This is a genomic window from [Actinomadura] parvosata subsp. kistnae, from assembly GCF_900323885.1.
Taxonomy (GTDB): Bacteria; Actinomycetota; Actinomycetes; order Streptosporangiales; family Streptosporangiaceae; genus Nonomuraea; species Nonomuraea composti.
Map to the genome: position 1 here is coordinate 1,405,364 of NZ_OOHJ01000018.1, position 16,225 is coordinate 1,421,588.

Below are 16,225 nucleotides of genomic sequence, written 5' to 3' on the forward strand. Positions count from 1 at the left end.
GCACTACATCGTGATGTCTTCCAGCATCTCCGTCACCAGCGCGGCGATCGGGGAGCGCTCGGACCTGGTCAGCGTGACGTGGGCGAACAGCGGATGACCCTTCAGCTTCTCCACCACCGCGACCACGCCGTCGTGCCGCCCCACGCGCAGGTTGTCGCGCTGGGCCACGTCGTGGGTGAGCACCACCCGCGAGTTGGCGCCGATCCGGCTCAGCACCGTCAGCAGCACCCCGCGCTCCAGCGACTGCGCCTCGTCCACGATCACGAACGCGTCGTGCAGCGACCGGCCGCGGATGTGCGTCAGCGGCAGCACCTCCAGCATGCCGCGGTCGAGCACCTCCTCGATCACCTCGGGCGAGGTGATCGCGCCGAGCGTGTCGTAGACGGCCTGCCCCCACGGGCCCATCTTCTCGCCCTCGGTGCCGGGCAGGTAGCCGAGCTCCTGGCCGCCGACGGCGTAGATGGGGCGGAAGACGATGACCTTGCGGTGCTGGCGGCGCTCCAGGACGGCCTCCAGGCCCGCGCAGAGCGCCAGCGCCGACTTGCCGGTGCCGGCCCGGCCGCCCAGCGAGACGATGCCGATCTCCGGGTCCATCAGCAGGTCGAGCGCGATGCGCTGCTCCGCGGAGCGGCCGTGCAGGCCGAAGACCTCCCGGTCGCCGCGGACGAGGCGCACCGACTTGTCCGGCTGCACCCGGCCGAGCGCCGAGCCCTTGGCCGACAGCAGCCGCAGGCCCGTGTGCGTGGGCAGGTCTCTGGCCTCCTCCATGTCCGCGGTGCCCGTCTCGAACAGCGTCTCGACGTCTTCCGCGGTCACCTGGACCTCGGCCATGCCCGTCCAGCCTGACTCGTGCACCAGCTCGGCGCGGTACTCCTCCGCCGCCAGGCCGATCGAGGCGGCCTTGACCCGCATCGGCAGGTCCTTGGAGACGAGGACGACGTCGCAGCCCTCGCTGGCCAGCGAGCGGGCCACCGTCAGGATGCGCGTGTCGTTGTCGCCGAGGCGGAAGCCCGCGGGCAGGATGGACGGATCGCTGTGGTTGAGCTCTACCCTGATCGTGCCGTCCCCCGTCGGCATCGCCTCGTCCAGCCTGCCGTACTGAACGCGCAGGTCGTCCAGGTAGCGCAGGGCCTTGCGGGCGAAGTAGCCGAGCTCCGGATGGTGCCGCTTACCTTCCAGCTCCGTGATGACCACGATGGGAAGGACCACGTCGTGCTCGGCGAACCGGGTCATCGCCGCCGGGTCGGCTAGCAGGACCGAGGTGTCCAGCACGTACGTGCGCTTGGCCGACTGGTGAGTAGGGTTGCTCGAGGACACTGCCACACGTTCTCCCCCGGGCGCCCATAGGTGCGGGCACCCTGCAGACGAGGTGGGAATCGGACCGGACCCGCGTCCCCGACCGCGAGCTGCCGTCGGTGCCGGAGTCCGGCCCCCCTCGGCAAGTGTTGGTGCAAAGGCGGGCCCTCTCCGAAATGTCCGACCTGTGACCGGACACTTCCAACGTTACGTCCTGGATACCCGATTGTCGTGTCAGGAACCGTAACGCCGGTGTCTCGCAGCGTAATCGCGCAGCGCCCGCAGGAAGTCGACCCTGCGGAAGTCCGGCCAGTAGGCCTCGTGGAAGTAGAACTCGGAGTGAGCACTCTGCCAGAGCATGAAACCGGACAGGCGCTGCTCGCCCGAGGTCCGGATGAGGAGGTCCGGGTCGGGCTGGCCGCGAGTGTAAAGATGCTCCGCGATGTGCTCGACATCGAGTACCTCCACGAGGTCCTCGATGCTCGCTCCCCTGCTCGCGTGCTCCTGGAGCAGTGAGCGCACCGCATCGGCAATCTCACGTCTTCCTCCATACCCAACTGCAACGTTCACAATCAGGCCCGGACGGTGTGATGACGCTTCTTTTGCATTTTTTAGGACATTGGCGGTTCTGTCCGGCAGCAGATCGAGCGCGCCGACGGGGCTGATCCGCCAGCCCTCCGCCACCAGCTCCCGCGTCACGTCCTCGATGATGCGCAGCAGCGGCTCCAGCTCTTCCCTCGGCCGGTTGAGGTTGTCGTTGGACAACATCCACACCGTGACCACCTCGACGCCGAGCTCGCGGCACCAGCCCAGCAGCTCGGAGATCTTGTCCGCGCCCTTGCGGTGACCTGTGGACACGTCACGCAGGCCCATGGCGCGCGCCCAGCGGCGGTTGCCGTCGATGATGACCCCGACATGCCGGGGGATGCTGTCCTTCGACAGCTTGGCCTCCAGCCGGCGCTCGTACAGCCGGTAGACCAGATCGCGCAGGCCCACGGAGTGCCTCCCCAGCGGTGACTTGTGCCCCTTGGCGCAATGCCCCAACAGGCAATTATCACCGCGAAACGCCCGTGCCTGCTCCGTCTACACTATTCCTCCGCAGAGTCTCTACCTTTCAGACACCCTTCCGCCTCATCCACGAGCTCGCGCACGAACACCGACAGCTCCGCCGAGGTGAGGACCGCCCGCATGCCCACCCCCGTGGCGCCCCACGCCTCCACGAACGCCCTCCTGGTCACCCGCCACTCCCCCGGCCCCGGCTGCCAGACCGGGATGGTGCGCAGCTGGCAGCGCAGCTCGCCGCCGCCCAGCCCGGCCCTGGTCAGGTAGCGGAAGGAGAACAGCTCGCCGTCGGGCCCTTCCCCGGGAAAACGGTCGTCGGGGTCGGCCCAGCGCCTGGCCGCGCCCCGCCCCTGGCGGGCCTCATCAACGCCGCGCGCCAGGCGCGCCAGCAGGTGGCCGCAACGCTCACCCACGCTGCCGTACGGGGTGCCGTCGCGGTGCAGCTCCAAAGTGATCTCGTACGGCGCGCCGACGCTGTCCGTGCACGCGACGGGCGTAACGGACAGATAGGACCCATCGACGCAGCGTAGACCTCCCATGCCCTCCCCCGTATCCCCGCCCCTCCGCGCTAAACCCGTGAATCCCAGGCGTGCTCGCCGAACCCGCGGCTACCAGGCGTGCTCGCTGAACCCGCGGCTACCACACGTGCTCGCGCCAGCCCGGTGGCTGGTGCCACTCCGTCCAGCCGTGGCCCGTGCGCCCGTCCTCGGTCTCGTACGCGCACAGCGCCCTGGCGAACCGGGCCGCCACGCCCTCCGGCGAGGTCAGCGTCACCGGGGCGAAGGCGACCGGCCGCACGGTCGTGACGCAGCCGGGGAAGCGCAGCACCGACTCCACCGGCCGGTCACCGTCGAACACCGTGGCCGCCCCGAAGCCCTCGACATGCGCCAGGTCCCCCTTGGCCGCCAGGAACGCCGGCCAGGGCAGCTCCATGCCCACGTTCGCGCGCATGCCGTGCAGGTACGTGCCGTCGTCCAGGCGGGCGCTGCTCCACAACCACGAGATCGACCACCAGTCGCGCACGCCCCAGCTGTGGTCGCGCTCGCCGTGTCCCCGGAAGGGCAGGCCGCCTATGGTGCCGGTGACCTCGCAGGGAACCTCGTAGCGCGGGGTGAGCGCGTAGCCGTACGCGCCTCCCGCCGTGCGGAACTCCAGGTCCAGGCTGAGCTCGGCGGAGCTCAGCCGGATGTGCGCGCGCTCGAAGGGGTCCGTCGTGGCGTGCGCGGCCGTGTAGCCCGGGCCCGCCACCGCCAGGTCGCCCCGGGGCAGTGCCGCCTCGTGGTCGATCACCTCGACCCGGTCGCCGTCGGCCGTGACCAGGCAGGCCCAGTACCAGGCGCGGCCCCACGCCGGGTAGAGGCCGAGGCGGACGTAGCCGCCCGCCCTGCCGTCCTCCGAGACGAAGTCGTAGTACCAGGACTCGTTCCACAGCGGCTCGCCGCCGGGGGCGTGCCGCCGCTCGTCCTCCGGGCCCAGGGGCCACTCGCCCATGTTGACGATCCGCATGCCGCCTCCCAAGCGCTTGCTGCCGAACCCGGCCGGGATCAGCGTATGCCAGGCAGGCGCGACCACCAGCGGCGCTTCGGGGGCGGCTCGCCGGGCATCCGGCCGCGCTCGCGCAGCCAGGCGGCGAAGTCGTCGGCGTCGGCGCGGTAGCCGGGCGGGGGCGTGGCGCGGGCCCGCGCGTACGCGGCGAACTCGGCGGCCAGGTCAGGGCCCGCCGCCGCGGCCGCGTCCGGGCGGAGCCTCGCCACGATCGCGCGCCGCTTGGAGACCAGGCTGACGGCCTGGGCGCGCATGCGCTCCAGGTCGAAACCCTCGGGCACCTCCGCCCCTGCCACCAGGGCGGCCACGACCCGCCCCTGCGCCTCCGCCAGCCGCCTGCGCCGCTCCTCGTCCCGCTCCCGCGCCTCCTCCGGTGAGACGCGCTCTGGTGCGGCCTGCTCTTGGGCGGCCTGCTCTTGTGCGGCCTGCTCCGATACTTCCAGTGGTGGGGCGGTGAGTTGCGGCGGCTGCGTCGGCGGCCCCTGTGCGCCGGCGAGCCGCCGCGCCTCCATCGGGGTCATCGCGCCTGCCCCGGCACCGCCATCGCGGCCCTGATCCTGGACAGCTCGTCCGCCAGCACCGCGTCGCTCGGGTACTCGTCGTCCCACTCCAGCAGCACCCCGGGCGGCGTGACCCGGGAGCACAGCTCGGTCAGCAGGTCCAGGACGGCCTGGGGGGCCGTCGTGGTGTGCGTGTCGTGCCAGATGCCGTGGTGCTCGTAGCCGCCGGCGACGTGGACGTACGCCAGGTGCTCCAGCGGCAGCGTGTCCAGCGCCGCCACGGCCGGCAGGCCCAGGTTGACCTGGTTGGTGTAGAGGTTGGCCACGTCGATCAGCAGCCCCACGCCGGTGGCGGCGACCAGCTCGGCCAGGAACTGCGCCTCGGTCAGCTCGTCATCGGGCCAGCCGAAGACGGCCGCGACGTTCTCCAGGGCCAGCGGGACGGGCAGCGCGTCCTGGGCTCTGCGCACGTTCTCGATGACGACCTTCAGCGACTCGCGCGTGCGCGGCACCGGCAGCAGGTGCCCCGCCTCGATGCCGCCGCCGCGGACGAACGCCAGGTGCTCGCTGACCAGCGGCGCGTCCAGTGCCTGCGCGCACGCGGCCAGGTGGGCCAGCCGGGCCGGGGAGGGCGGCTCCGCGCCGCCGACCCCTAGCGAGACCCCGTGGGGGATGACCGGCAGGCCCCTGGCCCGCAGGACGCGCAGCGACTCCGGCAGGCGGCCCGGCCGGATGTTCTCGGCGACCACTTCGAGGAAGTCGACGCCGCCCATCCGCTCGATGGTCAGGTCCAGCTCGGGCCGCCAGCCGATGCCCACTCCGAGGCTCGCCATGGTCAGCTTCCCCCGCCGCAGCCACCGCCGCCGCAGCCGCCGCCCCCGCCGCAGCCCGACGATCCGCTTCCGCAGCTCGACGAGCCGCCGCCGCAGCCGTAGGAGCCGCCGCCGTGCGAGCCGCTGCCGCCGTACCAGGCGCCGCCGCGGCGGGACGAGCCGCTGCCCGCGTACGAGCTCCTGGGCCGCCGCTCCCGCTGGGGCGCCCGCCGGCTGAGCTCGGCCCGCAGCTTGGCGTCGCGCAGCTCGCCGAGGCCGTAGAGCGCGAGCGGCACCGGCCCGTCGGCGCCGGGGGCGTGGGCCCGCCTGGCCGAGTCCAGCGCGTCCCGGCCGGACTCGGTCAGCGTGTGCCGCACGATGCGGCGGTGGTTGCCGAGCACGGCCTCCGCGCCGATCATCGTGCCCAGGAAGACGAGCGTGGCGAGCAGGGCGTGCAGGTTCGGGGCCAGGGCCATGGTCAGGCCCTCGATCGCGAACCCGGCGTACGCGGGCACCGACAGCACCCGCAGCCGTACGCTCAGCCTGCGGGCCTGGACGAACGCCCCGTCGGGCAGCAGCAGCCCCTGCGCCGTGAGGCGCTGCTTGATCTCCTCCATGGCGAGGCTCCTGACGGCCTCGATCCTAAGCGACATCACGGGCAGGCCCGAGCGGGTGGCGACCACGCCCAGCACCGCCTCCTCGATGGGCTCCCGTGCGGTCGTGCTGGTGATGACGCGGTGCACCCGTCCACCGCGCGAGACGCGGAGCTCGTGCCGCTCCGCGAGGATGGCGATGGCCGTGTCGGCCACCCTGGTGGGGCCACCGACCAGGTACGCCAGGTCGTAGTGGCCGAGCTCCCCCAGCCCGGATCCCGTGGCGGCCGACCTGATCGCGGCGTGCGCCCGGGTGATGGCGGAAGTGGTGACAGCGGCGTAAGCCGCGATGGCCACCGATACGATGAGCAGGAACAGGTCCATGTGCGGCCTCCCCTCGTGCGGCCGATCAGCCTGCGTGCCGGAAAGACACTTATCCGCAAGGTAGAGGCCGGGGTGCCGGGGGCCGGGGTTTTGCTCGTTTAGCTCCCGCGGGTTACATCACCGTGCCGTGGCGGCGACACGCGAACGGCGCCGGCCGTCACGCGGACGCCGGCGCCGTGAGTTCCCGTCAGCCCAGGCGGTCGAGCAGGGCGTTGTACTCGTCCCACAGCTCCTTGGGCAGGTGGCTGCCGAACGTGTCGAAGTGGGCGGGGATCAGCGCCGCCTCCTCGCGCCACACGTCCCGGTCGACGGTCAGCAGCAGGCGCAGGTCCTCCTCCGACAGGTCGAGGCCCTGCGTGTCGAGGTCGGCGGGCAGCAGGCCGATCGGCGTGGGCACGGCCTTGGCCTCGCCGTTGAGCCGCTCCACGATCCACTTCAGCACGCGGCTGTTCTCGCCGAAGCCGGGCCAGACGAACTTGCCCTCGTCGTTCTTCCTGAACCAGTTGACGTAGTAGATGCGCGGCAGCTCGGCGCCCTCGCGGCGGCCGATCTCCAGCCAGTGGCCGAAGTAGTCGCCCATGTTGTAGCCGCAGAACGGCAGCATGGCGAACGGGTCGTGGCGCAGCTCGCCGACCTTGCCCTCGGCGGCGGCGGTCTTCTCGGAGGCGACGTTGGCTCCGAGGAAGACGCCGTGCTGCCAGCTCAGCGACTCCGTGACCAGAGGCACGGCGGTGGCGCGGCGGCCGCCGAACAGGATCGCCGAGATGGGCACGCCCTTGGGGTCCTGCCATTCGGGCGCGATGGTCGGGCACTGCGAGGCCGGCGTGGTGAAGCGGGCGTTGGGGTGGGCGGCCGGCTCGTCGCTGTCGGGCGTCCAGGAGCGGCCCTTCCAGTCGGTGAGGTGGGCCGGCGGCTCCTCGGTCAGGCCCTCCCACCACACGTCGCCGTCGTCGGTGAGCGCGACGTTGGTGAAGATGCTGTTGCCCCACAGCGTCTCGATGGCGTTGGCGTTGGTGACCTGGCCGGTGCCGGGCGCCACGCCGAAGAAGCCGGCCTCCGGGTTGATCGCGTACAGGCGGCCGTCCTCGCCGAACCGCATCCAGGCGATGTCGTCGCCGATCGTCTCGACCTTCCAGCCCGGGATCGTGGGCTTGAGCATGGCGAGGTTGGTCTTGCCGCAGGCGCTGGGGAAGGCCGCGGCGATGTAGCGGGTCTCGCCGGAGGGCGGCGTGAGTTTGAGTATGAGCATGTGCTCGGCCAGCCAGCCCTCGTCGCGGGCCATCACGCTGGCGATGCGCAGCGCGTAGCACTTCTTGCCGAGCAGCGCGTTGCCGCCGTAGCCGGATCCGTAGGACCAGATCTCGCGGGTCTCGGGGAAGTGGCTGATGTACTTGGTGGAGCTGCACGGCCACGGCACGTCCGCCTGGCCGGGCTCCAGCGGGGCCCCGACGGAGTGGACCGCCTTGACGAAGTCGCCGCGTTCCTCGATGAGCCGCAGCGCCCGATCCCCCATCCGGGTCATGATCCGCATGGAGACGGCGACGTACGGGGAGTCGGTGATCTCCACCCCGAGCTGGGAGATTTCGCCGCCCAGCGGGCCCATGCAGAACGGCACCACGTACATGGTGCGGCCGCGCATGCAGCCCTTGAACAGCTCGCCGAACGTCTGGCGCATCTCGGCGGGCGCGATCCAGTTGTTGGTGGGCCCGGCGTCCTCGCGGCGCTCGGAGCAGATGAAGGTACGGTCCTCGACCCGCGCGACGTCGGTGGGGTCGGACTTGGCGTAGAAGCTGTTGGGCCGGGCGGCCAGACGCGTGAGCGTGCCCTGCTCCACGAGGAGGTTGGTGAGCCGAGTCCACTCCTCCTCCGACCCGTCGCACCACTCGACGCGGTCCGGCTGGGTGAGGGCTGCGATCTCGTTCACCCACGCGGCCAATTGGCTATTGCTGGTGGGCGCTTCTACTTCCACGGAAACGGACACGACTTGACTCCTCCACTCTCTCAGGGCCCAGTCATCATTAACGACGAAGCACCCGGAAAGCCAATTGGCGTAGACCTGTCGGCCGGGCGTGTCGCCGCAGGCAGCGGCCCTGATGATTGGGGGAGCCTACCCAGCCGCGAAGGATTTAAAAGAGCAATTTCCGGCGCCTTCGGAGGCCAGTGGTCCAGTCCAATTAAGCTGGTCTAAACCAATTAGCGCAGTGGTTTAGTCCTTTCCGTGAGCCGTTTCCGCTGGACGGTCTATGAATGGACGTCGGGCCCCGCGGAGCGGACGCGGTCGACGTGCTGCAGGGCGTCGCGCAGCTCGGCGAGCCATTCGTCGGTGTTCTTCCCGACGAGGCGGACGCACCAGGCGAGCGCGTCGCTGCGGCTCCTGGCCACGCCGGCGGCCACGAGCGTGTCGAGCACCTGGCGCTCGGCCTGGCGCAGCCGCGTCATCACGGGCACGGAGAGTGTGGTGAACATCACAGTCTCGCCGCCGCAGACCACGCCCCACGACACCTTCTGGCGGAACCGGCGCTCGGCCTCCCTGGCGATCTCGATGCGCCGCTCCCGCGTCTCCTCCCTGAACCGCCTGGCCAGCCCCTCGATCAGGGCCGGCCGCTCGGCCTCGGGCGTGTCGGCGGGCGGGTCGGGCAGGGTGCCGAGCACCGCGATCTCCTCGCGGTCCCTGACGATCTCGGGCGCCGCGGTGAACCAGCCTTCGGGCAGGCGGCCGGTGAACCAGGCCCGCACCTGCGCGGTCGTGTCGTCTGTTGCCATGTAATCATCATTACACTCTTGCGAGCCGCAACGCACGCAAGGCTAGAAGGACCTGCCGTGGAGGAAAGGCGTCAGCGGACCTTGGCCGCCGCGACGGGGCTGACCCGGACGACGCCCGCCAGGTTCCTGGTGTTCACCGGGGCGATCTTCACGACGTCACCGGTACGGGGTGCGTGGAGCATCTTCCCGTTACCCCAATAAATCGCCACATGGGAGATGTAGTCGGGGTTCGTCGGGTCGTTCCGCCAGAAGAGCAGGTCACCGGGCTGCGCCTGCGACAGCGGCACCTGCGGCCCCGTCACCCACTGCTGGTGCGTCACCCGCGGCATCCGCACCCCCGCCTGCCCGTACGCCCACTGGACCAGGCCGGAGCAGTCGAAGGTGTCGGGGCCCTCGGCGCCCCACACGTACGGGCGGCCCAGCTTGGAGACCGCCGCCCGGAGCGCCACCGTGAGCTGCTCACCGGTCATGAACGAGCCCGCCGGCCAGCTCCGCTCGGTCACCTTCTGCCGCGGCTGCGGCAGCACCGGGTTGACCGTGGCCACCTGCGTGCCCTTGCCCAGCACCTTCTTGATCTTCCTGGCCAGTGTGTCGGAGTTCGCCTTCGGCGCGCTGACGATGAGCGCGTTGTCGCGGGGCAGCCCCAGCGCGCGGCCGACCTCCTTGGACACGACCGCGTCCACGGCGCCGAACCCCGTGGTGGCGTACGCGCCGATGCGCAGCTGCCGGCTCCCGCCCGCCGACACCCGGCTGTGCAGCGTCAGGCCGCCGTCGTTGCCGAGCACGAACGAGACCGCCACGTCCCCGGCCGCGACGTTCTGCCACAGCGCGTCAGAAGAGGCGGTCACCTTGGGCGTGTAGGAGCGGAAGGTGGAGGGGTTGACGGCCAGCGTCTGCACCCGCTTGCCGTCGAGCGTGACCGAGGCCGCGTCGGCCAGCTCCAGCGCCCGCACGCCGGACAGCCTCGCGACCTTCTGCAGCATCTCGTTCGTGAACGGCGTGCTGGTGAGCACGAACAGGTTCGGCTTGTGCAGCTTGCTCAGCGGCGCCACCGGCTGCCCCGTCGTGACGGGCTGCTGGGCCGGCGGCTGCGTCTGCTGGGCGGGCGGCTGCTGCCGCAGGGGCCGCTTCTGCGCGAGCGGCGTCTGCCTGGGGGTGGCGCGCACGGCCTCGCCGGGCGCCAGCGAGGCGTCCGGCCGGGTCAGTAACAGCACGTCGGCGGTCAGCACCGCGACCAGGACCACCACGATGAACGGCACCAGCTTGTACGTGTTGCGCCGCTTACGGCTCTTGACCAGGAAGCTGAGGTCCTGCCGGATCCCGGACCCCTGCGCGTACGGATCCGTCCCATGAGGCCCGTGAGGCCCGTGCTGAGCTGGCCCATGCCAAAACGCCGCCGGGCCGACGTGGGCCCGGCGGTCGTGGTCCGTGGGGGTCAGTTGCCGATGTACGGCACAGCCTCGAGGATCTCGACGGTGTTCTGCCGTCCGTTGGGCAGGGAGTAGGTGGCCTTCTCTCCGATCTTCTTCCCGTTGATCGCCGCCCCGAGCGGGGACTTGGGCGAGTAGACGTCGATCGGTGCTCCGCTCTCCTCGCGGGAGGCGAGCAGGAAGGTGACCTCGTCGTCGTCACCGACGAACCGGATGGTCACGGTCATGCCGGGGCCCACCACGCCCTCGGCCTTGGGGGCCTCTCCGACCTGGGCGTTGTCGAGAATCTGCCGGAGGTGGAAGATCCGGGCCTCCATCTTGCCCTGCTCGTCCTTGGCGGCGTGGTATCCACCGTTCTCGCGCAGGTCGCCCTCTTCACGAGCGGCCTCGATCTTCTTGGCGATGTCGACGCGCCCGGGGCCGGAGAGATACTCGTACTCCGCCTTCAGGCGGTCGTACGCCTCCTGCGTCAGCCAGGTGACGTTCTCATCGCGAGAGTCGGCCACGGGTTCTCCTTGCTTGCCTAGGGGGCCCTGAGATCACTTGAGGTTGCGTACGGTTGAATTGCGAAAGGCTAACAACTTAACCGCTCGAACGCTTCCCCAAATGTCTCACTATACGAGATTGCAGTACTGGATGTGGACGGAAGTCGCCTGACCGCTCGTGTCGAGGCTTTCCTTGAGCTGCTTACTACCCTCACCAGCCGCGATTCTTACTTCCTTGCTGCCCACTTCCGCATGATTGACGTCCAGAGCCCTGATCCGGCAGACGGCCACCCTATCGTCTGGCTTGTACACCTCAAAGGTGATCTCGGCGCTGCTGGGCCCGTTGACTTTGAACGTCACGACCTGCGCCGGCGCCTCCGACCCGCCGGCCGTCATCGACCACATGACGTAGCCCCAGCCACCGGCGATGATGGCCACCAGCACGCCGATCACCACGTGGACGACCAGCCGGCCACCTCGTTTGGGTCGGTCTGGGAAGTCGTCGGGCGTGCCGAGAACTGGCCCGTTCCCGGCATCTCTGGTGACCATGGCGGAATCTCCCTGCACTCCCTCGGCGTTATCCGAGACAATTGTCGCCCGCGAGGGGTGTGCCCTCGCGACCGCCCAGCAGAAACTAACCTCTCTGGGCGACTGACCGGTCCCTACCGAGGAGCATCGAGCCCGTGAGTGCACCGCTGAGGCTGATGGCCGTTCACGCCCACCCCGACGACGAGTCGAGCAAGGGCGCCGCCACCATGGCGCGTTACGTGCGTGAAGGCGTGGAAGTGCTGGTCTGTACCCTCACGGGCGGTGAGCGCGGGTCCGTGCTCAACCCGAAGATGGACCGGCCCGAGATCGTGGCGAACATCGCGGAGGTGCGCAGGGCCGAGATGGCCAGGGCGCGCGAGATCCTCGGCGTCGAGCAGCGTTTCATGGGCTTCGTGGACTCCGGGCTGCCGGAGAACGAGGACGAGCCGCTCCCCGAGGGCTGCTTCGCGCTGCAGAAGCTGGAGGACGCCGCGGCGCCGCTGGTGGCCGCCGTCCGCGAGTTCAGGCCGCACGTGATCATCACTTACGACGACGACGGCGGCTACCCGCACCCCGACCACATCATGACCAACAGGGTCTCCGTGGAGGCGTTCGAGGCGGCCGGCGACCCCGACCGCTACCCCGGCACCGGCGACCCGTGGCAGCCGCTCAAGCTCTACTACCAGATGGGCTTCACCAAGGAGCGCTTCGAGGCGCTGCACGAGGCGATGACCGAGCGTGGCCTCGGCTCCCCGTACGCCGACTGGATCTCCCGCTGGGAGGACCGCCCCGCCAAGTGGCCCGTCACCACGCGCGTGCCGTGCGGCGACTACTTCGAGATCCGTGACGAGGCGCTGAAGGCGCACGCCACCCAGGTCGACCCCGACAGCTGGTGGTTCGTCTGCCCGCGCGAGCTGCAGCAGGAGATCTGGCCGACGGAGGACTACCACCTCGCCCGCTCGCTGGTCGACACCGAGCTGCCCGAGGACGACCTGTTCGCCGGCATCCACGCCGACGAGGTCGAGCCCGCCTGCCACTGACCACTCCTCTGGCCGGACCATCACCCCCTGGTGGCAGACTGGAGGGGTGATGGTTCTAGCAGCAGGTGAAGTGAGCCCGGGCCTGCTCGGGTTCGTCGTCGTGGCCCTGCTCGGGCTCGCCCTGTACATCCTGATCAAGTCGATGAACAAGCAGATGTCGAAGATCCAGGTGCCCCGCGAGGGCGAGGCCGAGGGCGAAGCCCGCGACGAGGAGAAGGCCAAGAAGTAGATGGCGATCGAAACAGTCGACAACTCGGCGGAGAGCCGCTTCGAGATCCTCGTGGACGGCAAGGTCGCCGGGTTCGCCGACTACCTCCTGCTGCCCACGAAGATCGTCTTCACGCACACCGAGGTGCTGCCCGCCTACGAAGGGCAGGGCCTGGCGGGCCGGCTGGTCGAGCACGCCCTGCGGGCGAGCGCCGACACCGGCCTGCGCGTCGAGCCGCGCTGCCCCTACGTCGCCAAGTACATCAAGCGCCACCCCGAGTTCCAGAGCCTGGTGGACGCGTAGCCGTCCTCACTCGGAGGAGGACGCGTGGCCGTCCTCACTCGGAGGAGGGCGTCCAGGCGCGTTCCAGCGCCTTGGGCAGCCCCCACCAGCCCAGCGGGGTGAGCACCTCGTCCTGGTCGACGATGCCGAGGTGGCGCCACAGGCTCACCACCGACTCGAACAACCCTTCCGTCGCGTCGAGGTCGTCGTCGTCCTGCTCGTCGATGTCGATGTCCTCCGACTCGGCGATGAGCCGGGCCATCCGCTCCGGCGAGGCCAGCACCCCGGGCCCCAGCCGGACGAGCGCCGCCACCCCCGCCAGCCAGTCGGCGTGCTGGATCGCGCAGAGGTTGGCCAGCGCGGTGTCCTCGTCGCTCAGGTCCCCGTCGAGGTCGGCGAACTCCTCCAGCATGTCCTCGCCGTCCGACAGGTCCGAGATGGGCCCCGCCACGCCCGCCGCGACCGCCAGCCACAGCTCCACGTCGTCGTCCGGCACCGGCCGGTCGCCGAAGCCGGCGCAGGCCCGCAGCACGTTGGCCGGGTAGCCGGGCAGGGCGAGCAACGCGCGCAGCCGGCCCGCCGCCGCCGTCAGCTCCGCGACGGGCAGCTCGGGCTGCTTGGGCAGCTCGGCCATGATCCGCCGCAGCTCCGACAGCGCGAACGCCTCCTCCTCGTCCCACGCCGCGAACAGCTCCTCGTCCTGCTCGTCGCTGACCGCGAACCCGGGCACCCGCCCGTCGGGCAGCGGCGTGCCCAGCCAGCGCTCCTGCAGCTCCTCGTAGGCCGCGCGGGCGTCCTGGTCGCCGGTCGCCAGCGCGTCGGGGTCGATCTCCCCCGCCTCGACCCGCTCCTCCAGGTACGCCACCAGCCGGGCGAACATCTCGGTCGCCACGGGCCCGCGCTCGTCCTCCTCCGGCCAGACGAAGTAGCTGGGCGTCATGAGGATCGGCTCGGTGCCCGTGGACTCCACCCACCGCTGCACGTCACCCACCGTGGCCACGCCCGCCTCGATCGAGCTGAGCGTCGACTTGGCCGACTCCCAGAAGGCGAGGGAGAGCGGGTTGCCCGCCGACATCATGGCCCGCCGCAGGTCGGGCAGCGCCACGAGCGCCACGCCCGACGGCACGGCGAGCAGCGCGCGTGCCACGTCCCTGCGCGTGAGGGCCGACGCCGGGCGACCGGCCTGGGCGCAGACGAAGTCCATATCCACGTGCGTAACCTACGCCGTACCGGCCTGCCAAGTCATCGCCGCCCGCCCGGCTAGGGTGGGCGGTGGAGGTCCCTGATGAACCGCTTGAAAGACGCGACGAGCCCCTACCTGCTGCAGCACGCCGACAACCCCGTCGACTGGCATCCGTGGGGTGAGGAGGCGTTCGCGGAGGCCAGGCGGCGTGACGTGCCGCTGCTCATCAGCGTCGGCTACTCGGCATGCCACTGGTGCCACGTCATGGCGCACGAGAGCTTCGAGGACGCCGAGACGGCGCGGCTGATGAACGAGCACTTCGTCAACATCAAGGTCGACCGCGAGGAGCGGCCCGACGTCGACGCCGTCTACATGGGCGCCACGCAGGCCATGACGCATCAGGGCGGCTGGCCCATGACGGTGTTCGCGACGCCCGACGGGCACCCGTTCTACTGCGGCACGTACTTCCCGCGCCCGCACTTCCAGCGCCTGCTCACCGAGGTCCACAACGTGTGGACGGGCGACAGGGAGTCGGTGCTCAAGCAGGGGGCGAAGGTGGTGGAGGCGCTCAACACGCACACCACGCTGCCCAGCGGGCCGCTGCCGGGCGAGGAGACGCTGCGGCAGGCCGTGCACAACCTGCGGGAGTCGTTCGACGCGGCCAGCGGCGGGTTCGGCGGGGCGCCGAAGTTCCCGCCGTCGATGGTGCTGGAGTTCCTGCTGCGTTCGGGCGAGCGTGAGATGAGCGGCAAGACGCTCGACGCCATGGCGCGTGGCGGCATGTACGACCAGCTCGGCGGCGGGTTCGCCCGGTACAGCGTCGACGCGCGGTGGGTCGTGCCGCACTTCGAGAAGATGCTCTACGACAACGCCCTGCTGCTGCGCGTCTACACGCACTGGTGGAAGGCGGGCGGCGGCGAGCTGGCCCGGCGGATCGCGCTGGAGACGGCCGACTGGCTGCTGCGCGAGCTGCGCACGCCGGAGGGCGGCTTCGCCTCGGCCCTCGACGCCGACAGCGAGGGCGTGGAGGGCAAGTTCTACGTCTGGACACCCGGCGAGCTGCGCGAGGTGCTCGGCGAGGACGACGGGCGGTGGGCGGCCGGCCTGCTCGAGGTGACGCCCACGGGCACGTTCGAGCACGGCACGTCGGTGCTGCAGCTCCTGCGCGACCCCGAAGACCAGGCGCGCTACGCCGACGTGCGGGCCCGGCTGCTGGCCGCCAGGGAGCTGCGGGTGCGCCCCGGGCGTGACGACAAGGTCGTGGCCTCTTGGAACGGCCTGGTCATCGCGGCCCTGGCCGAGACCGGCGCCGTCTTCGAGCGTCCCGACCTGGTGGCGGCGGCCACGGCGGCCGCCGAGCTGATGGCCGCCACGCACGTGCGCGGCGACCGGCTGCTGCGCACGTCCAGAGACGGCAGGGCCGGCAAGAACGCCGGGGTGCTGGAGGACTACGCGAACCTGGCGGAGGGCCTGATCTCCCTGTACGGCGTGACGGGCGAGCCGCGCTGGCTGCGGCTGGCGGGCACGCTGCTCGACACCGTGCTCGCCCGTTTCTCCGACGACGACGGCGGCTTCTACGACACCGCCGACGACGCCGAGCGCCTCTTCCAGCGCCCTCAGGACCCGACCGACAACGCCACCCCCTCCGGCCAGTACGCGGCCGCCGGCGCGCTGCTCTCCTACGGCGCGCTGACCGGCTCCACCCGCCACCGCGAGGCCGCCCAGGCGGCGCTCGGCACCGTGTCGGTGCTGGCCGCCGGGCACGCCCGGTTCGCCGGGTGGGGGCTGGCCGTGGCGCGAGCGGCGCTGTCGGGGCCCGTGGAGGTGGCCGTCGTCGGGCCGGCCGACGATCCGCGTACGGCGGCGCTGCACCGGGAGGCGCTGCTCGCGGACGTGCCGGGGCTCGTGGTGGCGCTCGGCAGGGGCGACACCGTCGACCGCGGCACGGGCGACGCGCTGGTGCCGCGCGAGGCCGCCTTCCCCGCCCTCCTGGAGGGGCGCGGGCTGGTGGGCGAGGCGCCCGCCGCGTACGTGTGCAGGGGGTTCACCTGCCGGATGCCGGTGACGACCGTCGAGGAGCTACGCGCGGAGCTCATGGGGGGCTGACACGGCGG

The 16,225-nt window shown here is 71.0% G+C and carries 17 protein-coding genes; 4 read left to right on the forward strand and 13 right to left on the reverse strand.

Translation table 11 applies throughout. The features are described from left to right. Nucleotides 1–3: 3 nt before the first annotated feature. From KIS93_RS26500 to KIS93_RS26555, 12 genes are all read right to left on the reverse strand, one after another. Nucleotides 4–1,272 (reverse strand): PhoH family protein, encoded by a 1,269-nt coding sequence (locus KIS93_RS26500; protein ID WP_080047482.1) that lies wholly within the window; start codon nucleotides 1,270–1,272, stop codon nucleotides 4–6. Between the two features lie 258 nt (nucleotides 1,273–1,530). Further along, on the reverse strand, nucleotides 1,531–2,292 hold the full coding sequence (locus tag KIS93_RS26505; protein WP_080045139.1) for an isoprenyl transferase: 762 nt from the start codon (nucleotides 2,290–2,292) through the stop codon (nucleotides 1,531–1,533). 92 nt (nucleotides 2,293–2,384) lie between these two features. Then, nucleotides 2,385–2,897, reverse strand: coding sequence for a hypothetical protein (locus KIS93_RS26510; protein WP_080045138.1), 513 nt, complete (start codon nucleotides 2,895–2,897; stop codon nucleotides 2,385–2,387). Nucleotides 2,898–2,994: 97 nt separating this feature from the next. After that, a complete protein-coding gene (locus KIS93_RS26515; RefSeq protein ID WP_080047481.1) occupies nucleotides 2,995–3,864 on the reverse strand; it encodes a DUF7064 domain-containing protein in 870 nt (289 codons plus the stop codon). Between the two features lie 38 nt (nucleotides 3,865–3,902). Continuing rightward, complete coding sequence (locus KIS93_RS63610) at nucleotides 3,903–4,424, reverse strand: SCO6045 C-terminal-like domain-containing protein (RefSeq protein ID WP_222107629.1); 522 nt, start codon at nucleotides 4,422–4,424, stop codon at nucleotides 3,903–3,905. Beyond that, nucleotides 4,421–5,236, reverse strand: coding sequence for an MbnB/TglH/ChrH family RiPP precursor modification enzyme (locus KIS93_RS26525; protein ID WP_080045137.1), 816 nt, complete (start codon nucleotides 5,234–5,236; stop codon nucleotides 4,421–4,423). The genes KIS93_RS63610 and KIS93_RS26525 overlap by 4 nt, the downstream gene beginning before the upstream one ends. Before the next feature lie 2 nt (nucleotides 5,237–5,238). Beyond that, on the reverse strand, nucleotides 5,239–6,192 hold the full coding sequence (locus KIS93_RS26530; RefSeq protein ID WP_080045136.1) for a TIGR04222 domain-containing membrane protein: 954 nt from the start codon (nucleotides 6,190–6,192) through the stop codon (nucleotides 5,239–5,241). Nucleotides 6,193–6,379: 187 nt separating this feature from the next. After that, nucleotides 6,380–8,173 carry a phosphoenolpyruvate carboxykinase (GTP) gene (locus tag KIS93_RS26535; protein ID WP_080045135.1) on the reverse strand — a complete coding sequence of 598 codons (1,794 nt, stop codon included), beginning with the start codon at nucleotides 8,171–8,173 and terminating at the stop codon, nucleotides 6,380–6,382. A 260-nt stretch (nucleotides 8,174–8,433) separates the two neighbouring features. Then, nucleotides 8,434–8,955, reverse strand: coding sequence for a hypothetical protein (locus KIS93_RS26540; protein ID WP_080045134.1), 522 nt, complete (start codon nucleotides 8,953–8,955; stop codon nucleotides 8,434–8,436). Nucleotides 8,956–9,026: 71 nt separating this feature from the next. Then, nucleotides 9,027–10,214 carry a C40 family peptidase gene (locus KIS93_RS26545; protein WP_230465786.1) on the reverse strand — a complete coding sequence of 396 codons (1,188 nt, stop codon included), beginning with the start codon at nucleotides 10,212–10,214 and terminating at the stop codon, nucleotides 9,027–9,029. Nucleotides 10,215–10,390: 176 nt separating this feature from the next. Further along, a complete protein-coding gene (gene greA / locus KIS93_RS26550) occupies nucleotides 10,391–10,891 on the reverse strand; it encodes a transcription elongation factor GreA (RefSeq protein WP_043628806.1) in 501 nt (166 codons plus the stop codon). 108 nt (nucleotides 10,892–10,999) lie between these two features. Further along, nucleotides 11,000–11,419 carry a DUF4307 domain-containing protein gene (locus tag KIS93_RS26555; RefSeq protein WP_080045132.1) on the reverse strand — a complete coding sequence of 140 codons (420 nt, stop codon included), beginning with the start codon at nucleotides 11,417–11,419 and terminating at the stop codon, nucleotides 11,000–11,002. 134 nt (nucleotides 11,420–11,553) lie between these two features. Here KIS93_RS26555 and mca point away from each other — a divergent pair, with 134 nt between their 5' ends. The 3 genes from mca to KIS93_RS26570 are packed head-to-tail and all read left to right on the forward strand — an operon-like array spanning nucleotide 11,554 to nucleotide 12,949. Continuing rightward, the gene (gene mca, locus KIS93_RS26560; protein ID WP_080045131.1) at nucleotides 11,554–12,438 is read left to right on the forward strand and encodes a mycothiol conjugate amidase Mca; all 885 of its coding nucleotides are present in this window, start codon (nucleotides 11,554–11,556) and stop codon (nucleotides 12,436–12,438) included. A gap of 49 nt (nucleotides 12,439–12,487) precedes the next feature. Next, nucleotides 12,488–12,667, forward strand: coding sequence for a hypothetical protein (locus tag KIS93_RS26565; RefSeq protein WP_080045130.1), 180 nt, complete (start codon nucleotides 12,488–12,490; stop codon nucleotides 12,665–12,667). After that, nucleotides 12,668–12,949, forward strand: coding sequence for a GNAT family N-acetyltransferase (locus tag KIS93_RS26570; protein WP_080045129.1), 282 nt, complete (start codon nucleotides 12,668–12,670; stop codon nucleotides 12,947–12,949). It begins immediately after the preceding gene. A 34-nt stretch (nucleotides 12,950–12,983) separates the two neighbouring features. Here the strand turns inward: KIS93_RS26570 and KIS93_RS26575 are convergent, their stop codons facing one another. Continuing rightward, on the reverse strand, nucleotides 12,984–14,132 hold the full coding sequence (locus KIS93_RS26575; RefSeq protein ID WP_080045128.1) for a hypothetical protein: 1,149 nt from the start codon (nucleotides 14,130–14,132) through the stop codon (nucleotides 12,984–12,986). Nucleotides 14,133–14,213: 81 nt separating this feature from the next. Here KIS93_RS26575 and KIS93_RS26580 point away from each other — a divergent pair, with 81 nt between their 5' ends. Beyond that, the gene (locus tag KIS93_RS26580) at nucleotides 14,214–16,217 is read left to right on the forward strand and encodes a thioredoxin domain-containing protein (RefSeq protein ID WP_186404453.1); all 2,004 of its coding nucleotides are present in this window, start codon (nucleotides 14,214–14,216) and stop codon (nucleotides 16,215–16,217) included. The last annotated feature ends 8 nt before the right edge of the window (nucleotides 16,218–16,225 follow it).